This is a genomic window from Nocardioides sp. NPDC092400 (assembly GCF_040684155.1).
Taxonomy (GTDB): Bacteria; Actinomycetota; Actinomycetes; order Propionibacteriales; family Nocardioidaceae; genus Nocardioides.
The window spans coordinates 81,561-102,070 of sequence record NZ_JBFBFJ010000008.1; the positions used below are offsets into that span (position 1 = coordinate 81,561).

Consider the following 20,510-nt stretch of genomic DNA (forward strand, 5'->3'; position numbering starts at 1 on the left):
CCGGCGCGGCTCAGCGCGCTCCGGCCGGCAGCCACGGGATCGTGAGCCGGGAGGGGTGGGCGCGCGAGGTGTGCAGGGTCAGCGGGGCGAGTGCACCCGGCAGGTCCGGCAGCGAGGGCAGCAGGTGGGGCACGTCGAAGGCCTGGACCGCGATGCGCAGCCGGTGGCCCTTCCGGATCTTCGCCGCGGTCGGGAAGACCTCGACGTCGACCGGCACGACCCTGCCCGGCGCCGGGGACCGGGACCCGCGGGTGAAGGGGTGGTAGGGCTGGAGCACCTCCCCGTCGAGGTAGCGGGTCCGTCGCCGGTCGAGCTGCCGCTGGGCGAGGAGCTGCCAGCCGCCGGTGAGGCGGGTGACCCGCCCGGAGGGCGAGACGTCGGAGACCGAGACCGCCAGCATGCCGCCACCGGTGGGGCTCGAGGCGTGGAGGCGTGCGTTGAGCGGTCCGGCGAAGCGGACCGGCCTGGTGACCGGTGCGGTCTCGTAGACGATGCCGGTGGTGTCGTTGAGCGCGTTGTCGGTGAAGCACGGCAGGTCCCCGGCCAGCAGGCCGGGGATGCCCGCGGTCCACTGGCTCGCCGATCGGGTGCACAGCCCGGAGACCGGCACGGGCGGCACGACCGCCGTGCCGTCCCGGGCCGTACCCGTCGTCAGGCTGCCGGGGCGGAGCCCGGTCGTCGCGCTCCCCGACAGCCGGTAGCTGCGCGCCCGGGCGTCGCGGCTGATCCACTCCCGCTGGGTGCGCCACGTGCCCGAGCCGTTCTCGTGGACGGTGACCGGTGCGATCCGGCCCAGGCGGGTGCCCGTCGCCCCGCGCAGCCAGCGGTCGAACCAGCGCAGCTGCAGCTGGGAGAGGGTGCCGTGGCCGGCCTCCTCCAGGCCCGTGCCGGCCGAGCCCTCGAGGTGGTTCCACGGTCCGACGACGAGCCGGGTCGGCACGCCGCGCTCCTGGAGCGCCTCGAACAGCAGCGGCGTCCCGCGCTGGAAGAGGTCCTGCTGCCCGCCGACGAGGAACGTCGGCACGTCCACCTCGTCGACCACCTCCAGCGGTGAGCGGGTCCGGTAGAACGGCCCGTCGTGCGCCGCGTCGCCGCCGAGCACGGCGTCGAGCAGCAGCGGGGCGGTGAACGTCGCGGCGCCGTGCACGTGGGACAGCAGGGCCCCGATCCCGGAGGCCGGGTCCGTCGCGGTCACCGCGGGCGGGACGACACCGGTCGTCGTGACCAGGCCCAGCCACAGCGGGATGAAGCCGACGTCCACCTGGCCGCCGGAGGCGACGACGTCGCGGTAGACGTCACCCGCCGGCACCTGGGGGAAGATCGCCCGGAGGCCCTTCGGGTGCAGCGCTGCAGTGAAGAGCTGGTTGATGCCCATGTACGACGGGCCGCGCATGCCCACCTTGCCGTTGCTCCAGGGACGTGCCCGGGAGGAGGCCCACTCGACGACCTCCTTGCCGTCGAGCTGCTCGCGCTCGCCGAAGGCGTCCCAGGTGCCCTCCGAGCTGCCGGTGCCGCGGGCGTCGACGGTGAGCGAGGCGTAGCCGCGCCGGACCAGGTAGCCCGGCTCGTCCTCCCCGAGCGAGGACCCGGCGACGGACTTGTTGTACGCCGTGATCGTCACCAGGACCGGGAACCGGCCGGCCGCGGCCCGGCCGTCGGCGCCGGCCGGCAGCTCCAGGTCCCCGCGCAGGACCGTGCCGTCGGACATCGCGATGGCGAGGTCGCTGCGCGCGACGGTGCCGGGGTACGTCGCCGTGCGGGCCCGCCACCCGTCCGGCACCGTGGCCGCGCGATCCGCGTGCGCCGCCCCGGGTGCCGGGGCTGCCACCGAGGCGGGGGTGCCGGGGAGGACCGGTGCGGCGGCGCCGACCGCGCCGAGCACGCCGGTGGCGAAGAGGGCGGCTGCCCGGGAACGGGTGCTGGTGCGGCTGCGGGCCGGGTGCTTCACGTCGGGTCCTCGGGGCTCGGTGGCGACGGTCACCGGCTCAACGGCCGAGCCGGGGGTCGGTTACCCGCTGGGTCCCGCGGAGGTCCGGACGTGGGGACGGCCCACCAGCCGTGGTCTCAGCTGGTGGGCCTCGAGCGCGTCCCAGGTGCACCTCGGAGGGGCCCGTGGGGTGCAGGTACCTCGTCCGGTACCGGCCAGACCCCGGCGGGGCGTCGAGGGGAGAGGCTCAGATGCGCGCGATGAGGCGCGCGATGTCGCGCCGCACGCGGCCGGTGACGGCGGCGGCCGGCCCGGCGGCGGGGACCGGGGGACCAGCCGCGCCCGTGGCGACCGGCAGCGGCGGTGCGGTCCGCTGGCAGCGGGCGAGCTCCTCCGCCGTCGGACGCCGCCCGTGGACGCGGATGAACTGGTGGACGGCACAGTGCTCGTCGACACCGGCGAGCGGGATGGGTGCGGTGGTACGCCAGGGTGTGGTGGTACGCCCCATGGGTGGACACCTCCGGGTGGAGCGGTCTGCGACGCCGGGTGCTCAGCGCCGCTCTGGAGGTGCCCGCGGCCGCCCTCCCGGACCCACCCCCGAGTGGGTGAGAGCAGCTGGAGGCGAAGGTCGCGGCCGACGGCGACGACCGGCTGGGCACCGGGCTCCTCGACGACCGGAACGCCGAGGTGCCCGGGTCCGGCGAGCCGCCGGACTGAACCGGCCGGCGCGCGCGGCGGGAAGCCTCGACGGCACCGCACCGTTGGGGACGGCATGAGGTTGTCCCTGCTCGACCGCTCCCGGACGCGCGCCGGCCGCCCGGAGGGCGAGGCCCTGGCCCACACCGTCGAGCGGGCCGTCGCGGTCGAGCGGCTGGGCTACCACCGGTTCTGGGTCGCCGAGCACCACGGCGTGCCCGGCGTCGCCTCCGGTGCGCCGGCGGTGCTGCTGGCCGCGGTCGGCGGGCGGACGACGACGATCCGGATCGGCTCGGGCGGGGTGATGCTGCCCAACCACCAACCGTACGTCGTGGCCGAGCAGTTCCGGATGCTCGCCGCGCTGCACCCGGACCGGGTCGACCTGGGCGTCGGCCGGTCGGTCGGGTTCACCGCGCCGGTGCGGCGCGCGCTGCGGCGCGGCTCCGAGGAGCCGGACACCTTCGCCGAGGACGTCGCCGAGCTGCGCGCCTACCTCGAGGACGCCGGCCCGGTCACTGCTCGTCCGGCCGGGGTCGGCGCGGTCCCGCTGTCGGTGCTGGCCACCGGGCGGGGGCTCGAGGTCGCCGCCGGGCTGGGCCTGCCGGTAGTCGTCGGCGGACCGGTGCTGGACGAGCCGGACGTGGGGGAGCGGCTCGCGGCGTACCGCCGGGGGTTCCGGCCGCACGGGGGCGGCGATCCCCAGGTCACGGTGTCGCTGGACGTGCTGGTCGCCGACACCGACGCCGAGGCGCGCGAGCTGGCCCTGCCGGAGGTGTGGGCGATGGCGCGGTCGCGCCGGACCGGCGTCTTCGGCCCGCTGGAGCCGGTCGCCGACATCCGTGGGCAGGACTGGGACGCCCAGGACGCCGGGCGGGTGGAGAAGGGCCTGGCGGCCGTGACCGCCGGCAGCGCGGGCACGGTACGACGGCGGCTCGAGCGGCTCGTGGAGCGCACGGCCGCCGACGAGCTGCTCGTCACCGGCTCGACGTACGACCGCGACGCGCTGGCGGCCTCGGACGCCGCGCTCCCCGCGCTGGTCGGCTGACCACCGCAGGGCACTTCCGCCGAGCGGAAGGGTGGCATGGTCCCGGCGTGGCCGTGGGCGCAGGATGCGCGGCATGACGCCTCCCACGCCGATCCGGACGCAGGTGGCCATCGTCGGAGCCGGGCCGGCGGGCCTGATGCTCTCCCACCTGCTGTCCTCGGCCGGGATCGAGTCGGTCGCGGTCGACCTGCGCAGCCGCCGGGAGATCGAGGAGACCCAGCGGGCCGGCATCCTGGAGCAGGGGTCGGTGGACCTCCTCGTCGAGACCGGGGTCTCGGACCGCGTGCACCGCGACGGCTACCGCCACGGGGGCATCGAGCTCGCCTTCGGCGGCGCCAGCCACCGCATCGACTTCGAGGGCCTCGTCGGCGCCGCCGCCCAGCTCTACCCGCAGACCGACGTCTTCATCGACCTCGCCGACGCCCGTGCGAGGGACGGCGCCGACGTGCGGTTCGGCGTCACCGACGTGGGTGTCGGCGACCTCACCTCGGAGCGGCCGGTGCTGCGGTTCACCGACGCCGAGGGCGTCGCCCACGAGGTGCGGGCCGACTTCCTCGTCGGCACCGACGGGTCCCGCAGCCTGTGCCGCCGCGAGGTGCCGGAGCAGGAGAGGACGCAGTACTTCCGCGAGTACCCCTTCGCCTGGTTCGGGATCCTCGCCGAGGCGCCGCCCAGCGCGCCCGAGCTGATCTACAACCACTCGCCGCGCGGGTTCGCGCTCATCAGCCAGCGCACGGAGACCCTGCAGCGGATGTACTTCCAGTGCGACCCGGCCGCGGACGTCGGCGACTGGTCGGACGACCGGATCTGGTCGGAGCTGCAGGCGCGGGTGGGCCACAACGGGCACGTGCTGCAGGAGGGGCCGATCACCTCGCGGACCGTGCTGCCGTTCCGCAGCTTCGTGCAGGAACCGATGCACCACGGCCGGCTCGTCCTGGCGGGCGACGCCGCGCACACGGTGCCGCCGACCGGCGCGAAGGGGCTCAACCTCGCGCTCGCCGACGTCCGCGTGCTCGCCGAGGAGCTCGAGCGGGCGGTCGCGCAGCGCAGCACCGAGCCGTTGGCGACGTACAGCGAGCGCGCGCTGGGCCGGGTGTGGAAGGCGCAGCACTTCTCGTACTGGATGACCACGATGCTCCACACGCTGCCCGAGGCGACGCCCTTCGACGTACGCCGCCAGGAGGGCGAGCTGGCCTCGCTCACCGGCTCGCCGAGCGGGTCCGCGTACCTCGCCGAGGGCTACACGGGCTGGCCGGGGCCGCGGTGAGCGCCCCGGCCCCGCTGGGGACGGGACACGCCCGTCGCCAGGACACGAGAGGACGGACGCCATGGTGACCGAGGCCTGGGACGGCAAGATCTTCAGCGGCGGCTTCGTCGCGGGCGGCGCGGGCACCAGTCCCGTGCTCGCGCCGGCGACGGGGGAGACCATCGCGAGCGTCGGGCAGGCCGACACCGCCGACCTCGACCGGGCGGTGCGGGCCGCGGCGGCTGCTCAGCCGGCGTGGGCGGCGCTGCCCTACACCGAGCGCGCCGCGGTGATGACCCGAGCGGCTGCGCTCCTCGGCGACGAGCCGGAGCGGCTGACCCGCTGGTTGGTGCCGGAGTCCGGCTCCGGCCAGGGCAAGGCCGGCTTCGAGGCGATGCTCGTGACCTCCGAGCTGCAGGCCGGTGCCGCGCTCGCGGCCCAGCCCTACGGGCAGCTGCTGCGCAGCATGAAGCCGCGCATGTCGATCGGCCGCTACGCCCCGGTGGGCGTCGTCGGCGTGATCAGCCCCTTCAACTTCCCGGCGATCCTCTCGATGCGATCGGTCGTGCCCGCCCTCGCGCTCGGCAACGCGGTCGTCCTCAAGCCCGACCCGCGCACGTCGGTCTCCGGCGGGCTCGCGCTCGCCGCGCTCCTCGCCGAGGCCGGCCTGCCCGAGGGCCTGCTGCACGTGCTGCCCGCCGGCGCCGACGTCGGCGCGGCGCTCGTCGCGCACCCCGACGTCCCCTGCATCTCCTTCACCGGCTCCACGGCCGCCGGCCGCCGGATCGGCGAGACCGCGGGTGGGCTGCTGAAGAAGGTGCACCTCGAGCTCGGCGGCAACAACGCGCTGCTCGTGCTGCCCGACGCCGACATCGACGCCGCGGCGTCGGCCGGCGCCTGGGGGTCCTTCCTGCACCAGGGCCAGATCTGCATGACGACCGGCCGGCACCTGGTGCCCCGGGACCGGCTGGAGGAGTACGCCGCGAAGCTGGCCCAGGCGGCCGACCGGATCTCGGTGGGCGACCCGACCGACCCGGCCAACGCGCTCGGCCCGATCGTCGACCAGGGCCAGCTGGAGAAGGTGCACGCCCTGGTCGGGTCGACCGTCGAGGCAGGGGCCCGGCTGCGGGCCGGCGGCACGCACGAGGGGCTCTTCTACCGACCGACCGTGCTCACCGACGTACCCCTCGACAGCCCGGCCTGGCGCGAGGAGATCTTCGGCCCGGTCGCCCCGGTGACCGGTTACGACACCGTCGAGGAGGCGATCGACATCGTCAACTCCTCGGAGTACGGCCTGTCGGTCTCGATCCTGACCGCGGACCCGTTCGCGGCCCTCCAGCTCGCCGACCGCATCAAGGCGGGGGCGGTCCACGTCAACGACCAGACGGTCGACGACGAGGCGGTGGCGCCGTTCGGCGGCACGAAGGCCTCCGGGGCCGGCGGCCACTTCGGCTCCTCGGTCAACCTCGACACGTTCTGCGACGTGCAGTGGGTGACGATCCAGTCGGACATCCAGCGCTACCCGTTCTGACCGGGTGACGCCGGCCGCTCAGGTGCTCCGCACCTCGGGCGGCACGACGGCGGGCAGGCGGCCCACGGCACGCTCGATGCCGCGGGCCGCCACCTCCAGGGCCGCCACCAGGCGGGGCCGGTCCGTGCGCAGCGACGCCACCACGAGCCCGAGCGCCGCGACCACCTCGCCACGCTGGCGCACCGGCACCGCGACCGAGCAGGCGCCCAGGCTCATCTCCTCCGCGGTGGCCGCCCATCCCTCGCGTCGGGCGCGGCTGAGTTGGCGCCGCAGCGTGCCGGGCTGGGTGACGGTGTACGGCGTCACCGGCTCCAGCAGTGCGAGCGCCGCGGCCTCGACCTCCGGGCCGGCGTGCGCGAGCAGGACCTTGCCGACCCCCGTCGCGTGGAGGGGCAGGCGGGACCCGACCGTGCTCACCACCGGCACCGACGAGCTGCCGCGGAGCCGGTCGACGTAGAGCACCTCCAGGCCGTCGCGGACGGCGAGGTGCACGGTCGCCGCGGTCGCGCCGTAGAGGTCGTGGAGGTACGGTGACGCCGCCTCCCGGAGGCCGGTCTGCACCGGGGCCAGCAGGCCGATGTCCCACAGCCGGCGGCCCACCACGTAGTCACCGGACGGGCTCCGGCTGAGGGCGCCGAACGCCACCAGCTCGCCGACGAGGCGGTGCGCGGTGCCGAGCGGCAGGTCGGCGCGGCGAGCCATCTCGCTCAGGCCGAGCCGCCGGTGGGTCTCGTCGAAGGCGGTCAGCAGCGACAGGGCGCGCGCGGTGACGCTGACGCCCGGGGAGCTCGAGTTGCCGGCCACCCGACCAGTCTGCCGCGCCGGTCGTCCCGGCTCAGGCGGTGGCCGGTGCGGCGACCGGCTCCGGGGTGGTCCGGGAGGGCACGGTGGCCAGGGCCAGGACGGCCAGCACGGCGGCGACCGCGAAGGCGTAGAAGCCCCAGGGGTAGGCGATCCCGGCGGTCACCATCGCGCCGCCGAGGGAGGGTCCGACGATGGCGCCGACCCGGCCGACGCCGGCCGACATGCCCAGCGCGGTGCCGCGCACGGCGGCGGGGTAGAGGGTGCCGACGAACGCGTAGACGAGGACCTGCGCGCTGAAGACGAAGATGCCGGCGAGCAGCACCGCGACGTACACCAGCACGGTGCTCTCGATCTTGATCGAGAGCAGCGCGAGGAAGACCGCGGCGAGGCCGAACCACGCGAGCACGGTGCTCTTCCCGCCGCGGGCGTCGGCGATCGAGCCGGCGACGACCAGGCCGATGACGGCGCCGACGTTGAGCACCAGCAGCAGGCCGGTGCCGGCGTTGATGGAGTAGCCGGCCTCGCCCATGATCTTGGGCAACCAGGTGTTGAGCCCGTAGACGAGCAGCAGGCCCATGAACGAGGCGACCCACAGGCCGATGCTGATCCGCAGGTAGCGGCCGCGCACGACGTCGACCGGACGTGCGACGGGCTCCGCGGTGACGCCGGACCGGACGGCCTCGCGGGCGGCGAGGTAGCTGTCGGACTCGGGGAGGCGCGCGACCATCACGGGCACGACGAGCAGGCCCGCCACGCCGCCGACGACGAACATCGACTCCCAGCCCCACGCGTCGATCACCCACAGCGCGAGCAGCGCGGTCAGCACGGCACCGACGTGGTAGCCGGTCATCATCCGCGTCGTCGCGGAACCCGAGCGGCTCGTCGGGGCGTGCTCGGCGATGTAGGCGAGCGCGGTGGGCAGGCACGCCCCGAGCCCCAGCCCCGCGAGGAAGCGCAGCACGGTGAACTGGGTGACCGACTGAGCCAGGGGGATCGCCAGGGTCAGCACGGAGAACAGCGCGATGCTGCTGATGAGCGCGCGCCGGCGACCGAAGCGGTCGGTGAGGGGGCCGATGAGGACGGCGCCGATGCCGACGCCGACGAGCCCGAGGGTGGAGGCAGTCGTCAGGGACGCGTCGGTGAAGCCGAGCGCGCCGGACTCCGAGAGCACCGGGATGACCGCGCCGAGCACGACCAGGTCGAAGCCGTCGAGCGCGACGGCGAGCCAGCACAGGACGACCGGCCAGGCGGGGTGGGGCGACGTCCCGCGGACGGACCCCGGGGAGGAGGTGGACGGTGTGCTGCTCACGGGGGTGCTCCTAGCTCAGGTGGTGCGGGGACCCGCTCACCGTGACACCGGCGTCCGGGAGCATGGCACGACAGGCTTCCGCTGGCCGGAAGCGTGCTGAGGCGGCCGTCACACACGGGGGCTTAGCGTCGGACCCGTGAGCGAGAGCAGCGCGGCGGCCGCCGCCGGGAGCACCGCGGCCAACCGACCGGACGTCGAGCGGGACCCCACCAGCGGGCTGGAACCGCAGGCCGCGGTCTCGGCCGAGATGCGCCGGACCGCCGAGGAGTACGCCGCGCGCGACGCGGACGCCGGCGAGGAGACCCGGCCGCGGTTGGACTACCCGCCGTACCGCTCGAGCCTGCTGCGCCACCCCACGAAGGCCCTGGTGCAGGTCGACCCCGAGGGCGTCGAGCTGTGGGCGCCGTGCTTCGGGGAGCGCGACGTGGACCCCCTCGAGGCGGACCTGACCATCCAGCGGGGCGGCGAGCCCGTCGGCGAGCGCACGGTGGTCACCGGGCGCGTGGTCGACGGCGACGGCCGGCCGGTGCGGCGCCAGCTCGTCGAGATCTGGCAGGCCAACGCGGGCGGGCGCTACGTCCACCAGCGCGACCAGCACCCGGCCGCCCTCGACCCGCACTTCACCGGCATGGGGCGGTGCCTGACCGACGAGGACGGCTGGTACCGCTTCACCACGATCAAGCCGGGGCCCTACCCGTGGCGCAACCACCACAACGCGTGGCGGCCGGCGCACATCCACTTCTCGTTGTTCGGCACCGACTTCACCCAGCGGGTCGTGACGCAGATGTACTTCCCGGGCGACCCGCTCTTCGCCCTGGACCCGATCTACCAGTCGATCGTGGACCCGCAGGCCCGCGAGCGGTTGGTGGCGACGTACGACCACGACCTGACCCAGCACGAGTGGGCCACCGGCTACCGGTGGGACATCGTGCTCACCGGGGCCCACCGGACCCCGGTCGAGACCGACACCACCGAGGAGGGGGACGCGTGATGCCGCGCCGGACCGCCACGCCCGGCCAGACCGTCGGGCCGTTCTTCCACTACGCCCTGCCCTACGCCGGCGACCGCGACCTGGTCGCCCCCGGCACGCCCGGTTCGGTGCTCCTGCACGGGACGGTCACCGACGGAGAGGGCCGGGGCGTGCAGGACGCCCTGGTCGAGATCTGGCAGGCGGACCCCGCGGGGAACGTCGTCCAGCGTGCCGGCTCCCTGCGGCGCGACGGCCACACCTTCACCGGCTGGGGCCGCTCGACCACCGACCGGACCGGCCGCTACACGTTCACGACGCTGGAGCCCGGCTCCGTGGACGGCCGGCTGCCGTGCTTCGCGGTGACGGTCTTCGCCCGGGGACTCCTCGACCGGCTGTTCACCCGGGCCTACCTGCCGCTGGCCGAGCGCCCGGGCGCCGGGCCCGACGGGCTGCTGCGCTCCACCGGCGACCGGGCCGGCACGCTGCTGTGCGAGCGCGACGAGCACGGGCTGCGCTTCGACATCGCGCTGCAGGGGGCGGACGAGACCGTGTTCCTCACCTATCCGGGACACTCCTGAGGTGACGACCCTGTGGTGGCCCGGCGACCACCGCGCCGGCCCGGCGATGTCGGACCGTGCGCTCCTCGCCGCGATGGTGTCCGTCGAGCACGCGTGGCTCCGGTGCCTCGTCGACGCGGCCGTGGCCCCGGCGTCGGCCGGTGCGGCGCCGTGGCCGGATCCGGCCGCGGAGCCCGCGGTGCTGGCGTCGCTCGCCGTCGAGGCCGAGCGCGGCGGCAACCCGGTGATCGGGCTGGTGCGGCTGCTGCGCGAGCGCCTGCCGGAGCCCGCCGCCACCTGGGTGCACCGCGGCCTGACCAGCCAGGACGTGCTGGACACGGCCTTGGTCCTCTGCGCCAGGGACGCGGTGGCCGCCGTCCGTGCGGAGGTCGCGGACCAGGTCGCCGTCCTCGTCGACCTCGTCGAGCGGCACCGCGGCACACCGATGGTCGCGCGCACGCTCACGCAGCCGGCCGTGCCCACGACCTTCGGCGCCAAGGCCGCGACCTGGCTCCACGGCGTGCTCGACGCCGACGAGCTCCTCGCGGCCCTGGCCCTGCCGGTGCAGCTCGGCGGCGCCGGCGGCACCCTCGCCTCGCTCGTGGAGCTCGCCGGTGCGGACGGCGCGCGCTCCCTGCGGCGGTCCCTCGCACCGGCGCTGGGCCTCGAGCAGCCGTCCGCCCCCTGGCACACGCGCCGCACCCCGGTCACCCGCCTCGCCGACGCCGCCGTCACCGCCTCCGACGCCTGGGGGCGGGTCGCCAACGACGTGCTCGCGCTCGGCCGGCCGGAGGTGGGCGAGCTCCGGGACGGTTCCGCCGGCGGCTCCTCGGCCATGCCGCAGAAGGCCAACCCGACCCTGGCCGTGCTCGTCCGCCGCGCCGCGCTCGCCGGCCCGCAGCAGGCGGCCGCGCTGCACCTGGCCGCGGCGGAGCAGGTCGACGAGCGCGCCGACGGCGGGTGGCACCTGGAGTGGCACACGATCGCGGTGCTGCTGCGCCGCACCGTGGTGGCCGCCTCCCATACGTCCGACCTCCTGCGGGGGCTCTCCGTCCGGACCGACCGGATGGCCGCCCGCCTCGCCGAGGTCGAGCACGACGTGCGCGCCGAGCAGCGCTCGCTGGCCGGCCTGACCGGACGCGAGCCCCTCGCGTCGTACGACGGGCTGGTGGGGGACCTGGTCGACGAGGCCCTGGCCCGCGCCGCCGAGCATCCGCGACCTCGAGGAGACCGATCGTGACCGTCACCGCCGTCCACCTCGGAGGCCGTCCGGAGCTGCCGCTCCTGGTCCTGGGCCCGTCGCTCGGGACGTCGGTCACGGCGCTGTGGTCGGCCGCCGCCGAGCACCTCGCGCGCGACTTCCGCGTGGTCGGCTGGGACCTGCCGGGCCACGGCAGCAACCGGCTGCCGGTCGGCGCCTCCCCGGTCACCGTCGGCGGGCTCGCCGCCGACGTGCTCGCGGTGGTCGACGAGGTCGCCGGCCCGTCCGCCGCGTTCCACTACGCCGGGGACTCCGTCGGTGGCGCGGTCGGGCTCCAGCTGCTGCTCGACGCCCCGGACCGGGTGCTCACCGCGACCGCGCTCTGCACGGGCGCGACGATCGGCACCCCCGAGTCCTGGCTCGAGCGCGCGGCGACGGTGCGCGCGTCCGGGACACCGTCGATGGTCAGCGGCTCGGCCCAGCGCTGGTTCGGACCCGGTTTCCTCGAGCGCGAGCCGGCACGCGGGTCGGCGCTGCTGCACGCGCTGTCCGACGCCGACGACGAGGGGTACGCCGCGGTCTGCGGCGCGCTCGCGACCTACGACGTCCGGCACCGGCTCGCCGAGGTCGCGGCCCCGGTGCTGGCGGTGGCGGGGGAGCTCGACCAGCCGACGCCCCCGTCGGCGCTCGAGGAGATCGCCGACGGGGTCCCGGACGGCCGGGCGGTCGTCCTGCCGGGTGTCGCGCACCTGGCCCCGGTCGAGGCGCCGGAAGAGGTGGCCCGCCTCGTGCGCGAGCACGCACTCCGCGGGCCCGGGAGGCGTCCCGGCGGTGGCTCCACCGCCGAGGGCCCCGCGGGCGCCCGCAGGCCGGACGCGACCGTCGCGCAGGTGCGCGACGAAGGGATGGCGGTGCGCCGGGAGGTCCTGGGCGACGCGCACGTCGACCGGGCGACGGCCGCGGCCACCGACCTCACGCGGGACTTCCAGGAGCTCATCACCGAGTACGCCTGGGGCGGCATCTGGACCCGCCCCGGGCTGGACCGCCGCTCGCGCTCGATGGTCACGCTGACCGCCCTCGTGGCGCGGGGCCACCACGAGGAGCTGGCGATGCACGTCCGTGCCGCGCGGACGAACGGGCTCAGCGTGGAGGAGATCAAGGAGGTGCTGCTGCAGACCGCGATCTACTGCGGGGTGCCCGACGCCAACACGGCGTTCCGGATCGCGCAGGCCGCCCTCGCGGAGCTGGGCGAGGCCTGACCCCGGCGGTGCGGGGCCGGGCCTCCGCTCAGGTCCGGTCGACGAGCGCGACGGACAGGCGCTCCTGCAGTCCGGCGACGGTCGTCCCGAACGTCGCCAGCACGCCCACCTCGCCCGGGGCGAGCGTGTCGTCGCCGACCGTGAAGACCCCGTGGTCGGTGTAGACCCGGCTGACGCAGGCGACGCCGGTGAGCGGGTAGGTGCAGGCGGGCACCAGCTTGGGGGAGCCGTCGCGACCGAAGAGCGACATCATCACGCGCACGTACTTCGCGCCGATCGCGAGGTCCATGGCGCCGCCGACGGCGGGGATGTCGTCGGCCCGCCCGGTGTGCCAGTTGGCCAGGTCGCCGGTGGCGGCGACCTGGTAGGCGCCGAGGACGCAGACGTCCAGGTGGCCGCCGCGCATCATCGCGAAGGAGTCGGCGTGGTGGAAGTACGCCGCTCCCGGCAGCTCGGTGACCGGCACCTTGCCCGCGTTGGTCAGGTCGGCGTCGACCTCGTCGGGGCCGGCGGCGGGGCCCATGCCGAGCATGCCGTTCTCGGTGTGGAGGACGACCTCCTGCGCGGGGGTCAGGTGGTCGGCGATGCGGGTCGGCTGGCCGATGCCGAGGTTGACGAACGATCCGGCCGGGATGTCGGCGGCGATGACCGCGGCCAGCTCCTCGGTCGACAGCGGGGCGTCGGTGGAGGTCAGGGTCATCAGCGGGCTCCTCGGACGGTGTGGTGCTGCGGCTCGACGGCGACGACGCGGTCGACGTAGATCGAGGGCGTCACGACGGCCTCGGGGTCGAGCGAGCCGGTCTCGACGACCTCGGCCACCTGGACGATCGTCGTCGCCGCCGCGGTCGCCATGACCGGCCCGAAGTTGCGCGCGGTCTTGCGGTAGACGAGGTTGCCCGTCCGGTCGGCGCGGTGGGCCGCGACGAGCGCGTAGTCCCCGCGGATCGGGTGCTCGAGCACGTGCTCGCGCCCGTCGATCACCCGGGTCTCCTTGCCCTCGGCGAGCGCGGTGCCGGCGGCGGTCGGGCTGAAGAACGCGCCGATGCCGGCACCGGCCGCACGCATCCGCTCGGCGAGGTTGCCCTGGGGGACGACCTCGAGCTCGATCCGCCCGGAGCGGTAGAGCTCGTCGAAGACGTAGGAGTCGGACTGCCGCGGGAAGGAGCACAGGATGCGGCGGACCCGGCCCGCCTTCAGCAGCGCAGCCAGGCCGACCTCCCCGTTGCCGGCGTTGTTCGCCACGACCGTGAGGTCCGTGGCGCCCTGGCGGACGAGGGCGTCGAGGAGGTCGAAGGGCATGCCCGCCAGCCCGAAGCCGCCGACCAGGACGGTCGCGCCGTCCTCGATGCCGGCGACGGCCTCGTCGGCGGTCTCCAGCACGGCGGTCCGGGCCATCAGGCGGCCGCCTCGTTCTCGAGGACGACGGCCAGGCCCTGGCCCACGCCGATGCAGATGGCCGCGACCCCCCAGCGCTCGCCGCGCTCGCGGAGCACCTTCGCCAGCGTGCCGACGACCCGGCCGCCGGAGGCGCCGAGCGGGTGGCCGAGGGCGATCGCGCCGCCACGGGTGTTGACGATCTCCGGGTCGACGCCCCAGGCGTCGAGGCACGCCAGCGACTGCACGGCGAACGCCTCGTTCAGCTCCACCGCGCCGACCTCCCCCCAGCCGATGCCGGCGCGGGCCAGTGCGCGGTTCGCGGCCTCCACGGGGGCGTAGCCGAACGCCTGGGGCTCCAGCGCGTGCGCCGCGCGCCCGGCGATCCGCGCCAGGGGAGCGCTGCCGAGGCGGTCCGCAGTTTCGGCCGACCCCAGCAGCACCGCCGAGGCGCCGTCGCTCAGCGGCGATGCGTTCCCGGCCGTGATCGTGCCGTCGGGACGGAACGCGGGCTTCAGCCCGGCCAGGGTCTCGGGCGACGCCGACGGGCGGATGCCCTCGTCGCGGGTCAGGTCGGTGCCCTCCACGGTGACGACCAGGTCGTCGTAGAAGCCGTCCTCCCAGGCCTGGTGCGCCAACCGGTGCGACCGCGCGGCGAAGGCGTCCTGGCGCCCGCGGTCGATGCCGAACCGCTCCTGCAGCTGCTCGTTGGCCTCGCCGAGGGAGACCGTCCACTCCCGGGGCATCCGCGGGTTGACCAGCCGCCAGCCCAGGGTCGTGGACACGGCGGTGGTGTCCCCGGCCGGGAAGCCCTTCGCCGGCTTCGGCAGCACCCACGGGGCGCGGGACATCGACTCCACTCCGCCGGCCAGCACGACGTCGGCGTCCCCGGTCTCGATCGCGCGCGAGCCGGTGACCACCGCGTCCAGGCTCGAGCCGCAGAGCCGGTTGACCGTCGTGCCGGGCACGGTCACCGGCAGGCCGGCCAGCAGGGAGGCCATCCGGCCGACGTTCCGGTTCTCCTCACCGGCGCCGTTCGCGTTCCCCCAGACGACGTCGCCGATCGCGGCCGGGTCGAGCCCGGGCGTCGTGGCGAGGACCGCCCGGATGACCGAGGCGGAGAGGTCGTCGGGGCGGACACCGGCCAGCGCGCCGCCGTACCGGCCGAAGGGCGTGCGCACGGCGGCGTAGACGTAGGAGGAGCTCATGCCCTCGACCGTAGGCGGAGCGGCCCGGATCCTGAAGTATCAAGATGCCGCCCGATTGATATGTTCGGTGATATGGATTCGCTCCGACAGCTCCGTTCGTTCGTCGCGGTCGCGGAGGAGCGGCACTTCGGCCGGGCGGCCGAGCGCCTGCACATCGCCCAGCCGCCGCTCTCCCAGCAGGTCCGTCGGCTCGAGGCCGAGCTCGGCGTGGAGCTGCTGACCCGCACGACCCGCAGGGTCGACCTCACGCCCGCGGGTGCGGCGTACCTGGTGCGGGCCCGGGGGATCCTCGCTGCCGTCGAGGACGCCGCCCACGAGGCCCGGCGCGCGGCCGCCGGGGTGGTGGGCCACCTGACCGTCGGGTGCGTGGGCTCGGTGACCTACAGCCTCCTGCCGGCGCTGGCGAGACGGCTCAGCGAGGAGCTGCCCGGCGTCGACGTGTCGTTCCGCGGCGAGATGCTGGCCGCCGACCAGCAGGAGGCCCTGCGGCAGGGTGCCGTCGACCTGGCGCTGCTGCGCCCGCCGGTGACCGACGGGACGCTCACGGTCACCCCGCTGCGCGAGGACCGCCTCGTGGCGGCCGTGCCGGACGACCACCCGCTGGCCGGCCGTCGGCGCCTGCGCGTCGCCGACCTCCAGGGTGTCGAGCTGCTGGTGCACGCCTCGGAGCGCCGCTCCGCGATGTACGACGTCGTGCGGGGGCTGTGCCGCGACGCCGGGTTCGAGCCGACGGTGCGGCACGAGGTGGGTGAGACCTCGACCCTCGTCACCCTGGTCGCCGGGGGGCTCGGCATCGCGGTCGTGCCCGAGCCGGTGCGGGCCCTCCCGCTGGGCGGGGTGACCTACGTGCCGCTCGTCGGCCCGGTGCCGCGCGTCGCGCTGGTCGCCGCCCACCGGGCGGCGCGGGACGAGCCGCACCTGCTCGCCGCCCTCGACGTCGTGCGGCAGCTGGCGGCCGGCCGGTCGGGGCGCTAGGTGCATCGAGCTAGGGGGTCTCCCGGCCGAGCAGGTCGATGAACTCGTCGGCCATGCCGAGCTGCCGCACGAGCCGCTCGCGCCGGCCGACGGCGTCGTCGCGGACCGCCTCCAACCGAGCGCCCGCCTCTCGGCGCGCGTCGGGGCCGGTGCCGGGGTCGCGCAGGACCTCGATGTCGGTCATGACGGCCTTCATCTCCTCGATGCTGAAGCCCAGCGGCTTCATCCGCCGGATGACGAGGATCTTGTCCACGTCCTCCTCGGTGTAGAGGCGGAAGCCGCCGTCGGTGCGGCCGGAGGGGTGAAGCAGGCCGACCTCCTCCCAGTGGCGCAGGCTGCGCAGGGAGAGCTCGGTGCGGGCCGCGACCTCACCGATGTGCATGCTGCGCGCGGTGTCCATGCCCACGCTCCTCACTGTCGTCCGGGATGCCAACCCTACCCTCACGTAAGGGTAGGGTCCGGGCGGTGCCGACGTCCCACCCCACGCCCGCCCCCGCACCTGCTCCCGGCGCCGCCGCGCCCGTCGAGCCGTCGGTCCGCGCCGCGCTCCGCTCGCCGAGGCTGCTGCGCACCGAGGTCCTCGCCGGTCTCGTGGTGGCCCTCGCCCTCATCCCCGAGGCGATCTCGTTCTCGATCATCGCCGGGGTGGACCCGCGGGTGGGCCTCTTCGCGTCGTTCACGATGGCCGTCGCGATCTCGTTCCTGGGCGGTCGCCCGGCGATGATCTCGGCCGCTACCGGTGCGGTCGCGCTCGTGATCGCGCCGGTCATGCGCGACCACGGGTACGACTACCTGATCGCTACCGTCATCCTCGGCGGCCTCGTCCAGGTCGTGCTCGCCCTGGCCGGCGTCGCGCGGCTGATGAGGTTCATCCCGCGCTCGGTGATGGTCGGCTTCGTCAACGCGCTCGCGATCCTCATCCTCGAGGCCCAGGTCGACCACCTCGTCGACGTGCCGTGGCTGGTCTACCCGATGGTCGCGGTCGGCATCGCGGTCATCGTCGGCTTCCCGCGGGTCAACAGCGTCGTGCCGGCGCCCCTCGTCGCGATCGTCGCGCTCACCGCCTTCACGCTGGTCGGCTCCTTCGACGTCCCGGACGTGGGCGACGAGGGCCGGCTGCCGGACAGCCTGCCGAGCTGGTTCGTCCCGGACGTGCCGTACACGCTCGACACCCTCGAGACGATCGCGCCGTACGCCCTGGCCATGGCGGTCGTCGGGCTCCTGGAGTCGCTGCTGACCGCCAAGCTCGTCGACGACATCACCGACACCCCTTCGGACAAGACCCGTGAGGCGTGGGGGCAGGGCACCGCCAACCTGGTCACCGGCTTCTTCGGCGGCATGGGCGGCTGCGCGATGATCGGCCAGACGATGATCAACGTGAAGGTCTCCGGGGCCCGCACGCGGATCTCGACCTTCCTCGCCGGCGTCCTGCTGCTGGTGCTCGTCGTCGGCTTCGGCGACGTCGTCGCGCTGATCCCCATGGCCGCGCTCGTCGCGGTCATGGTGATGGTCTCGGTCGGCACCTTCGACTGGCACTCGGTCCGCCCCCGCACCCTGCGCCGGATGCCGCGGTCGGAGACGGCCGTCATGGTCGCGACGGTCGTCGTCACGGTCGCCACCCACAACCTCGCGATCGGCGTCGTCGTCGGCGTCCTCGTCGCGATGACGCTCTTCGCCCGCCGGGTCGCCCACCTGACCGCGACCGAGCGCACGCTGGTCGAGGACGAGCACGGCGCGGCCACGGCGGTCTACCGGGTCACCGGCGAGCTCTTCTTCGCCTCGAGCAACGACCTCGCCACCCAGTTCGACTACGCGCACGACCCCGGCCGGGTGGTCATCGACCTCGCGGACGCCCACGTCTGGGACGCCTCGACCGTCGCCGCGCTCGACGCGATCACCACGAAGTACGAGCGACGCGGCACCGCCGTCGAGATCGTGGGCCTCGACGCGGCCAGCGCCGAGCGGCACCGCCGGCTGAGCGGGCGGCTCGCCGCGCACTGAGCCGGCAGGAGCGTGACGGGGACCGCGTTTCGGCGCACGCGACCGGCCCTGGGATGCTTGGCGGTCGCACGAGCGGCGCAGCAGGCACGACGGAGGGGCAGCAGGCATGAGCGGGATCGCGGGGGAGCTCGCGGGGGTCCGGCGCGCCTTCGCGCAGCCGACCCTCACCCTGCTGCACCAGCGCCAGGCCGCCGTCGTCATCACGATCTTCCGCGAGGCCTTCGGCCGCAACAACGTGCCGATCCCCACCGCCCGGCTGCACGCGCAGGTCGAGGAGCACCTCGCCGAGGTCCGCGCCGCCGGTGAGACCGACCTGCCGACCGGGAGCGGTCGCGAGATCTGCCAGCGGTGGATGCGCGGGCAGTGGCTGGTCCGGTCCCTGGACGAGGGCGGCCGCGAGGTCTACACGCTGACCTCGCACGCCCAGCAGGCGCTGGAGCTGGTCAAGAACCTCGCCCGCGACCGCGCCACCCTCAGCGAGCACCGGATCGCGACGATCCTGGGCACGGTCCGCCGCTTCAACGCCGAGGCCAACCCCGACCGCGGCGCGCGCGTCGGGCTGCTCAACGCGGAGATCGCCCGGCTGCAGGCCGAGCGCGACCGGCTGGTCGACGGGGCCGAGCTGGTGGGGGCGACCGAGGACTACATGCTCGAGGGGTTCACCGAGCTGCTCTCGCTCGTCTCGGCCCTGCCGAGCGACTTCGCCCGGGTCGAGGAGCGCTTCGCCACCATCCGCGGCGAGATCCTGGCCGCCTTCCGGGCCGAGGACCGCCCGCCGGGCCAGGTGATCGACGACTACCTGGCCCGCGCCGACGCGCTGATGACCGCCACCCAGGAGGGCCGCGCGTTCGAGGGCGCGTTCGCCCTGCTGCGCGACGACGGCCTGGTCACCCAGCTGCGAGAGGACCTCACCGCGCTCCTCGAGCACCCGCTCGCGGACCGGATCACCAGCGACGCCGAGCGGGCGGAGCTGCGGGGCACCGTCCGGCTCGTGCGCGACGGCCTGGACCGCGTGCTGGCCCAGCGGTCCCGGGTCACCGCGACGCTCAAGGAGTACATCGTCTCCCGCGACGCCGTCCGGGACCGCGAGCTCGAGCAGACGCTGCGCCAGGTGGAGTCGGAGCTGATGACGTGGATGGCCGGCACCGGTCCCCGCGCCACCCACGACGTGCCGCTGCTCCCGGCGCGGACCGGCATCGAGCACCTGCGCGAGCGGTTCCACGACCCCGCCGACGACGTGCTGCCCGAGCGGATCGGGCACCCCGACCCCGAGGACGCCCCACCGCTGTCGATGGCCGACCTGGTCGCCCAGGGCGGCCCGCGCCTGGCCGAGCTGCGCGAGCGGCTGGACGCCTCCCTCGCCTCCCTCGCGCCGGCGGGGTCGCTCGGCGAGCTCTTCGACACCCTGGAGCCGCCGCTGCGCCGACCGGTCGAGGTCTTCGGGCTGCTGCACCTCGCCGCCGACCGCGACTGGACCAGCGAGGAGGACGCCGTGGAGGCCTTCGCCGCCGTGCGACCCGACGGCTCGACGCGCACCTTCGCGGTGCCGCGGACGCCGCTGCCCGACCCCGACCGGCCCGACCGGCCCGACCGACCCGACCGACCCGACCGACCCCAGGGGGAGACCCGAGCATGAGCGTGGACACCGGCGACGAGCTGGACCTGGGCCCCGGGCTGGCCGGTGGGCTGGACGGTGGGCTGGACGGTGGGCTGGACGACACGTCGGTCTCCCTGTGGGAGGGCGACGAGGGCGGGCTGGAGCACGCGCAGCGCCACGCCCTGGTGACCCTGCTCAAGCAGCGCTTCATCAGCGCCCGCACGCACCCGCGCGACTGGCAGGTCCTCGTCGAGCACGAGCGGGTGCTGCGCTCCCGGCTCAACGACCTCTTCCTCGACCTGGTCGTCGACCGCGTCCGCGAGGTCGCCTGGAAGCGGCAGGCGACCTCGGAGACCGGCAGCCGGTTCCCGACCCTGCTGTACGACGCGGCGTGGTCGCGCGAGGAGACCCTCGTGCTCGTGCACCTGCGCGACCGGCTGCGCGCCGGCGCCGCCGGGGGCGAGTCCCGGGTGTTCGTGGACCTCGAGGACGTCCTCGAGCACGTCGCGAGCTTCCGGCCGGCGCACGCCACCGACGAGGCCGGTGACGAGAAGCGCGCCCGCAACGCGGTCACCAGCATCGTCAAGGCCGGGCTGCTGGTCGCCGGTGACCACGAGGACCGGTTCGAGATCAGCGAGGCGGTCGAGCCGCTGCTGCCGCTCGAGCTGCTGCAGGAGCTGCTCGAGGCGCTGCGGCGTGCCAACGCCGAGCCGCGCGCGACAGAGGAGGAGCCGGAGGGCGCCGGCCTCTTCGGCGACCACGCCGCCGCCGATGAGGCCGCCGACGCCGCCGTGCAGGCAGGGGAGTGAC

19 protein-coding genes and 1 pseudogene are annotated in these 20,510 nt (G+C 75.2%); 12 read left to right on the forward strand and 8 right to left on the reverse strand.

Annotated elements, in window-relative coordinates; genetic code table 11:
- Positions 1–10: 10 nt before the first annotated feature.
- Together AB0N29_RS19185 and AB0N29_RS19190 are read right to left on the reverse strand one after the other, a co-directional pair.
- Complete coding sequence (locus tag AB0N29_RS19185; protein WP_364869331.1) at positions 11–1,948, reverse strand: CocE/NonD family hydrolase; 1,938 nt, start codon at positions 1,946–1,948, stop codon at positions 11–13.
- Positions 1,949–2,174: 226 nt separating this feature from the next.
- The gene (locus AB0N29_RS19190; RefSeq protein WP_302267084.1) at positions 2,175–2,435 is read right to left on the reverse strand and encodes a hypothetical protein; all 261 of its coding nucleotides are present in this window, start codon (positions 2,433–2,435) and stop codon (positions 2,175–2,177) included.
- Positions 2,436–2,699: 264 nt separating this feature from the next.
- Here AB0N29_RS19190 and AB0N29_RS19195 point away from each other — a divergent pair, with 264 nt between their 5' ends.
- The 3 genes from AB0N29_RS19195 to AB0N29_RS19205 all read left to right on the forward strand — a co-directional run bounded on the left by AB0N29_RS19195 (position 2,700) and on the right by AB0N29_RS19205 (position 6,445).
- Complete coding sequence (locus AB0N29_RS19195; protein ID WP_364869335.1) at positions 2,700–3,668, forward strand: MsnO8 family LLM class oxidoreductase; 969 nt, start codon at positions 2,700–2,702, stop codon at positions 3,666–3,668.
- A 73-nt stretch (positions 3,669–3,741) separates the two neighbouring features.
- Complete coding sequence (locus AB0N29_RS19200; protein WP_364869338.1) at positions 3,742–4,935, forward strand: 4-hydroxybenzoate 3-monooxygenase; 1,194 nt, start codon at positions 3,742–3,744, stop codon at positions 4,933–4,935.
- A 61-nt stretch (positions 4,936–4,996) separates the two neighbouring features.
- Entirely contained in the window at positions 4,997–6,445 is a 1,449-nt protein-coding gene (locus AB0N29_RS19205) for an aldehyde dehydrogenase family protein (protein ID WP_364869341.1), read from the forward strand.
- An 18-nt stretch (positions 6,446–6,463) separates the two neighbouring features.
- Here AB0N29_RS19205 and AB0N29_RS19210 read toward each other — a convergent pair whose 3' ends face one another.
- Positions 6,464–7,249: an IclR family transcriptional regulator gene (locus AB0N29_RS19210; RefSeq protein ID WP_302267079.1), complete on the reverse strand. Its 786-nt coding sequence runs from the start codon at positions 7,247–7,249 to the stop codon at positions 6,464–6,466.
- Positions 7,250–7,280: 31 nt separating this feature from the next.
- Positions 7,281–8,558 (reverse strand): aromatic acid/H+ symport family MFS transporter, encoded by a 1,278-nt coding sequence (locus AB0N29_RS19215; protein ID WP_302267078.1) that lies wholly within the window; start codon positions 8,556–8,558, stop codon positions 7,281–7,283.
- Between the two features lie 136 nt (positions 8,559–8,694).
- On the opposite strand from AB0N29_RS19215, the gene pcaH reads away from it, so the two are divergent.
- The 5 genes and pseudogenes from pcaH to pcaC all read left to right on the forward strand — a co-directional run bounded on the left by pcaH (position 8,695) and on the right by pcaC (position 12,545).
- Positions 8,695–9,549, forward strand: a complete 855-nt coding sequence (gene pcaH / locus AB0N29_RS19220) for a protocatechuate 3,4-dioxygenase subunit beta (protein ID WP_364869346.1) — start codon at positions 8,695–8,697, stop codon at positions 9,547–9,549.
- Positions 9,549–10,106 carry a protocatechuate 3,4-dioxygenase subunit alpha gene (gene pcaG, locus AB0N29_RS19225; protein ID WP_302267076.1) on the forward strand — a complete coding sequence of 186 codons (558 nt, stop codon included), beginning with the start codon at positions 9,549–9,551 and terminating at the stop codon, positions 10,104–10,106. Before pcaH ends, pcaG begins: the two co-directional genes overlap by 1 nt.
- Position 10,107: 1 nt before the next feature.
- On the forward strand, positions 10,108–11,325 hold the full coding sequence (locus AB0N29_RS19230; RefSeq protein WP_302267075.1) for a lyase family protein: 1,218 nt from the start codon (positions 10,108–10,110) through the stop codon (positions 11,323–11,325).
- Positions 11,322–12,059 (forward strand): annotated as a pseudogene (locus tag AB0N29_RS19235) (alpha/beta fold hydrolase); the annotation flags it as partial. The gene AB0N29_RS19230 and the pseudogene AB0N29_RS19235, both read left to right, overlap by 4 nt.
- A gap of 132 nt (positions 12,060–12,191) precedes the next feature.
- Positions 12,192–12,545 carry a 4-carboxymuconolactone decarboxylase gene (gene pcaC / locus AB0N29_RS19240; protein WP_364869541.1) on the forward strand — a complete coding sequence of 118 codons (354 nt, stop codon included), beginning with the start codon at positions 12,192–12,194 and terminating at the stop codon, positions 12,543–12,545.
- A 28-nt stretch (positions 12,546–12,573) separates the two neighbouring features.
- On the opposite strand, the gene AB0N29_RS19245 is transcribed toward pcaC, so the two are convergent.
- From AB0N29_RS19245 to AB0N29_RS19255, 3 genes are read right to left on the reverse strand one after another with little or no spacing between them, the layout of a single operon-like run.
- Complete coding sequence (locus tag AB0N29_RS19245; RefSeq protein WP_364869350.1) at positions 12,574–13,245, reverse strand: CoA-transferase; 672 nt, start codon at positions 13,243–13,245, stop codon at positions 12,574–12,576.
- Positions 13,245–13,940: a 3-oxoacid CoA-transferase subunit A gene (locus tag AB0N29_RS19250; protein ID WP_302267070.1), complete on the reverse strand. Its 696-nt coding sequence runs from the start codon at positions 13,938–13,940 to the stop codon at positions 13,245–13,247. Before AB0N29_RS19250 ends, AB0N29_RS19245 begins: the two co-directional genes overlap by 1 nt.
- Positions 13,940–15,127 (reverse strand): thiolase family protein, encoded by a 1,188-nt coding sequence (locus AB0N29_RS19255; RefSeq protein WP_364869353.1) that lies wholly within the window; start codon positions 15,125–15,127, stop codon positions 13,940–13,942. The genes AB0N29_RS19250 and AB0N29_RS19255 overlap by 1 nt, the downstream gene beginning before the upstream one ends.
- A 72-nt stretch (positions 15,128–15,199) precedes the next feature.
- Here AB0N29_RS19255 and AB0N29_RS19260 point away from each other — a divergent pair, with 72 nt between their 5' ends.
- Positions 15,200–16,102 (forward strand): LysR family transcriptional regulator, encoded by a 903-nt coding sequence (locus tag AB0N29_RS19260; protein WP_364869355.1) that lies wholly within the window; start codon positions 15,200–15,202, stop codon positions 16,100–16,102.
- 10 nt (positions 16,103–16,112) lie between these two features.
- Here the strand turns inward: AB0N29_RS19260 and AB0N29_RS19265 are convergent, their stop codons facing one another.
- Positions 16,113–16,502, reverse strand: a complete 390-nt coding sequence (locus AB0N29_RS19265; protein ID WP_364869358.1) for a MerR family transcriptional regulator — start codon at positions 16,500–16,502, stop codon at positions 16,113–16,115.
- A 65-nt stretch (positions 16,503–16,567) separates the two neighbouring features.
- Here AB0N29_RS19265 and AB0N29_RS19270 point away from each other — a divergent pair, with 65 nt between their 5' ends.
- The 3 genes from AB0N29_RS19270 to AB0N29_RS19280 all read left to right on the forward strand — a co-directional run bounded on the left by AB0N29_RS19270 (position 16,568) and on the right by AB0N29_RS19280 (position 20,509).
- Positions 16,568–18,103 (forward strand): SulP family inorganic anion transporter, encoded by a 1,536-nt coding sequence (locus AB0N29_RS19270; RefSeq protein ID WP_364869360.1) that lies wholly within the window; start codon positions 16,568–16,570, stop codon positions 18,101–18,103.
- Between the two features lie 106 nt (positions 18,104–18,209).
- Entirely contained in the window at positions 18,210–19,739 is a 1,530-nt protein-coding gene (locus AB0N29_RS19275; protein WP_364869363.1) for a DUF3375 domain-containing protein, read from the forward strand.
- The gene (locus AB0N29_RS19280) at positions 19,736–20,509 is read left to right on the forward strand and encodes a DUF4194 domain-containing protein (RefSeq protein ID WP_364869366.1); all 774 of its coding nucleotides are present in this window, start codon (positions 19,736–19,738) and stop codon (positions 20,507–20,509) included. The genes AB0N29_RS19275 and AB0N29_RS19280 overlap by 4 nt, the downstream gene beginning before the upstream one ends.
- The last annotated feature ends 1 nt before the right edge of the window (position 20,510 follow it).

Coding starts and splice junctions, on each gene's coding strand:
- AB0N29_RS19190 (WP_302267084.1), bottom strand. CDS start 2,435: ATGGGGCGTACCACCACACCCTGGCGTACCACCGCACCCATCCCGCTC.
- AB0N29_RS19195 (WP_364869335.1), top strand. CDS start 2,700: ATGAGGTTGTCCCTGCTCGACCGCTCCCGGACGCGCGCCGGCCGCCCG.
- AB0N29_RS19200 (WP_364869338.1), top strand. CDS start 3,742: ATGACGCCTCCCACGCCGATCCGGACGCAGGTGGCCATCGTCGGAGCC.
- AB0N29_RS19205 (WP_364869341.1), top strand. CDS start 4,997: ATGGTGACCGAGGCCTGGGACGGCAAGATCTTCAGCGGCGGCTTCGTC.
- pcaG (WP_302267076.1), top strand. CDS start 9,549: ATGCCGCGCCGGACCGCCACGCCCGGCCAGACCGTCGGGCCGTTCTTC.
- pcaC (WP_364869541.1), top strand. CDS start 12,192: ATGGCGGTGCGCCGGGAGGTCCTGGGCGACGCGCACGTCGACCGGGCG.
- AB0N29_RS19245 (WP_364869350.1), bottom strand. CDS start 13,245: ATGACCCTGACCTCCACCGACGCCCCGCTGTCGACCGAGGAGCTGGCC.
- AB0N29_RS19250 (WP_302267070.1), bottom strand. CDS start 13,940: ATGGCCCGGACCGCCGTGCTGGAGACCGCCGACGAGGCCGTCGCCGGC.
- AB0N29_RS19255 (WP_364869353.1), bottom strand. CDS start 15,127: ATGAGCTCCTCCTACGTCTACGCCGCCGTGCGCACGCCCTTCGGCCGG.
- AB0N29_RS19260 (WP_364869355.1), top strand. CDS start 15,200: ATGGATTCGCTCCGACAGCTCCGTTCGTTCGTCGCGGTCGCGGAGGAG.
- AB0N29_RS19265 (WP_364869358.1), bottom strand. CDS start 16,502: ATGGACACCGCGCGCAGCATGCACATCGGTGAGGTCGCGGCCCGCACC.
- AB0N29_RS19275 (WP_364869363.1), top strand. CDS start 18,210: ATGAGCGGGATCGCGGGGGAGCTCGCGGGGGTCCGGCGCGCCTTCGCG.
- AB0N29_RS19280 (WP_364869366.1), top strand. CDS start 19,736: ATGAGCGTGGACACCGGCGACGAGCTGGACCTGGGCCCCGGGCTGGCC.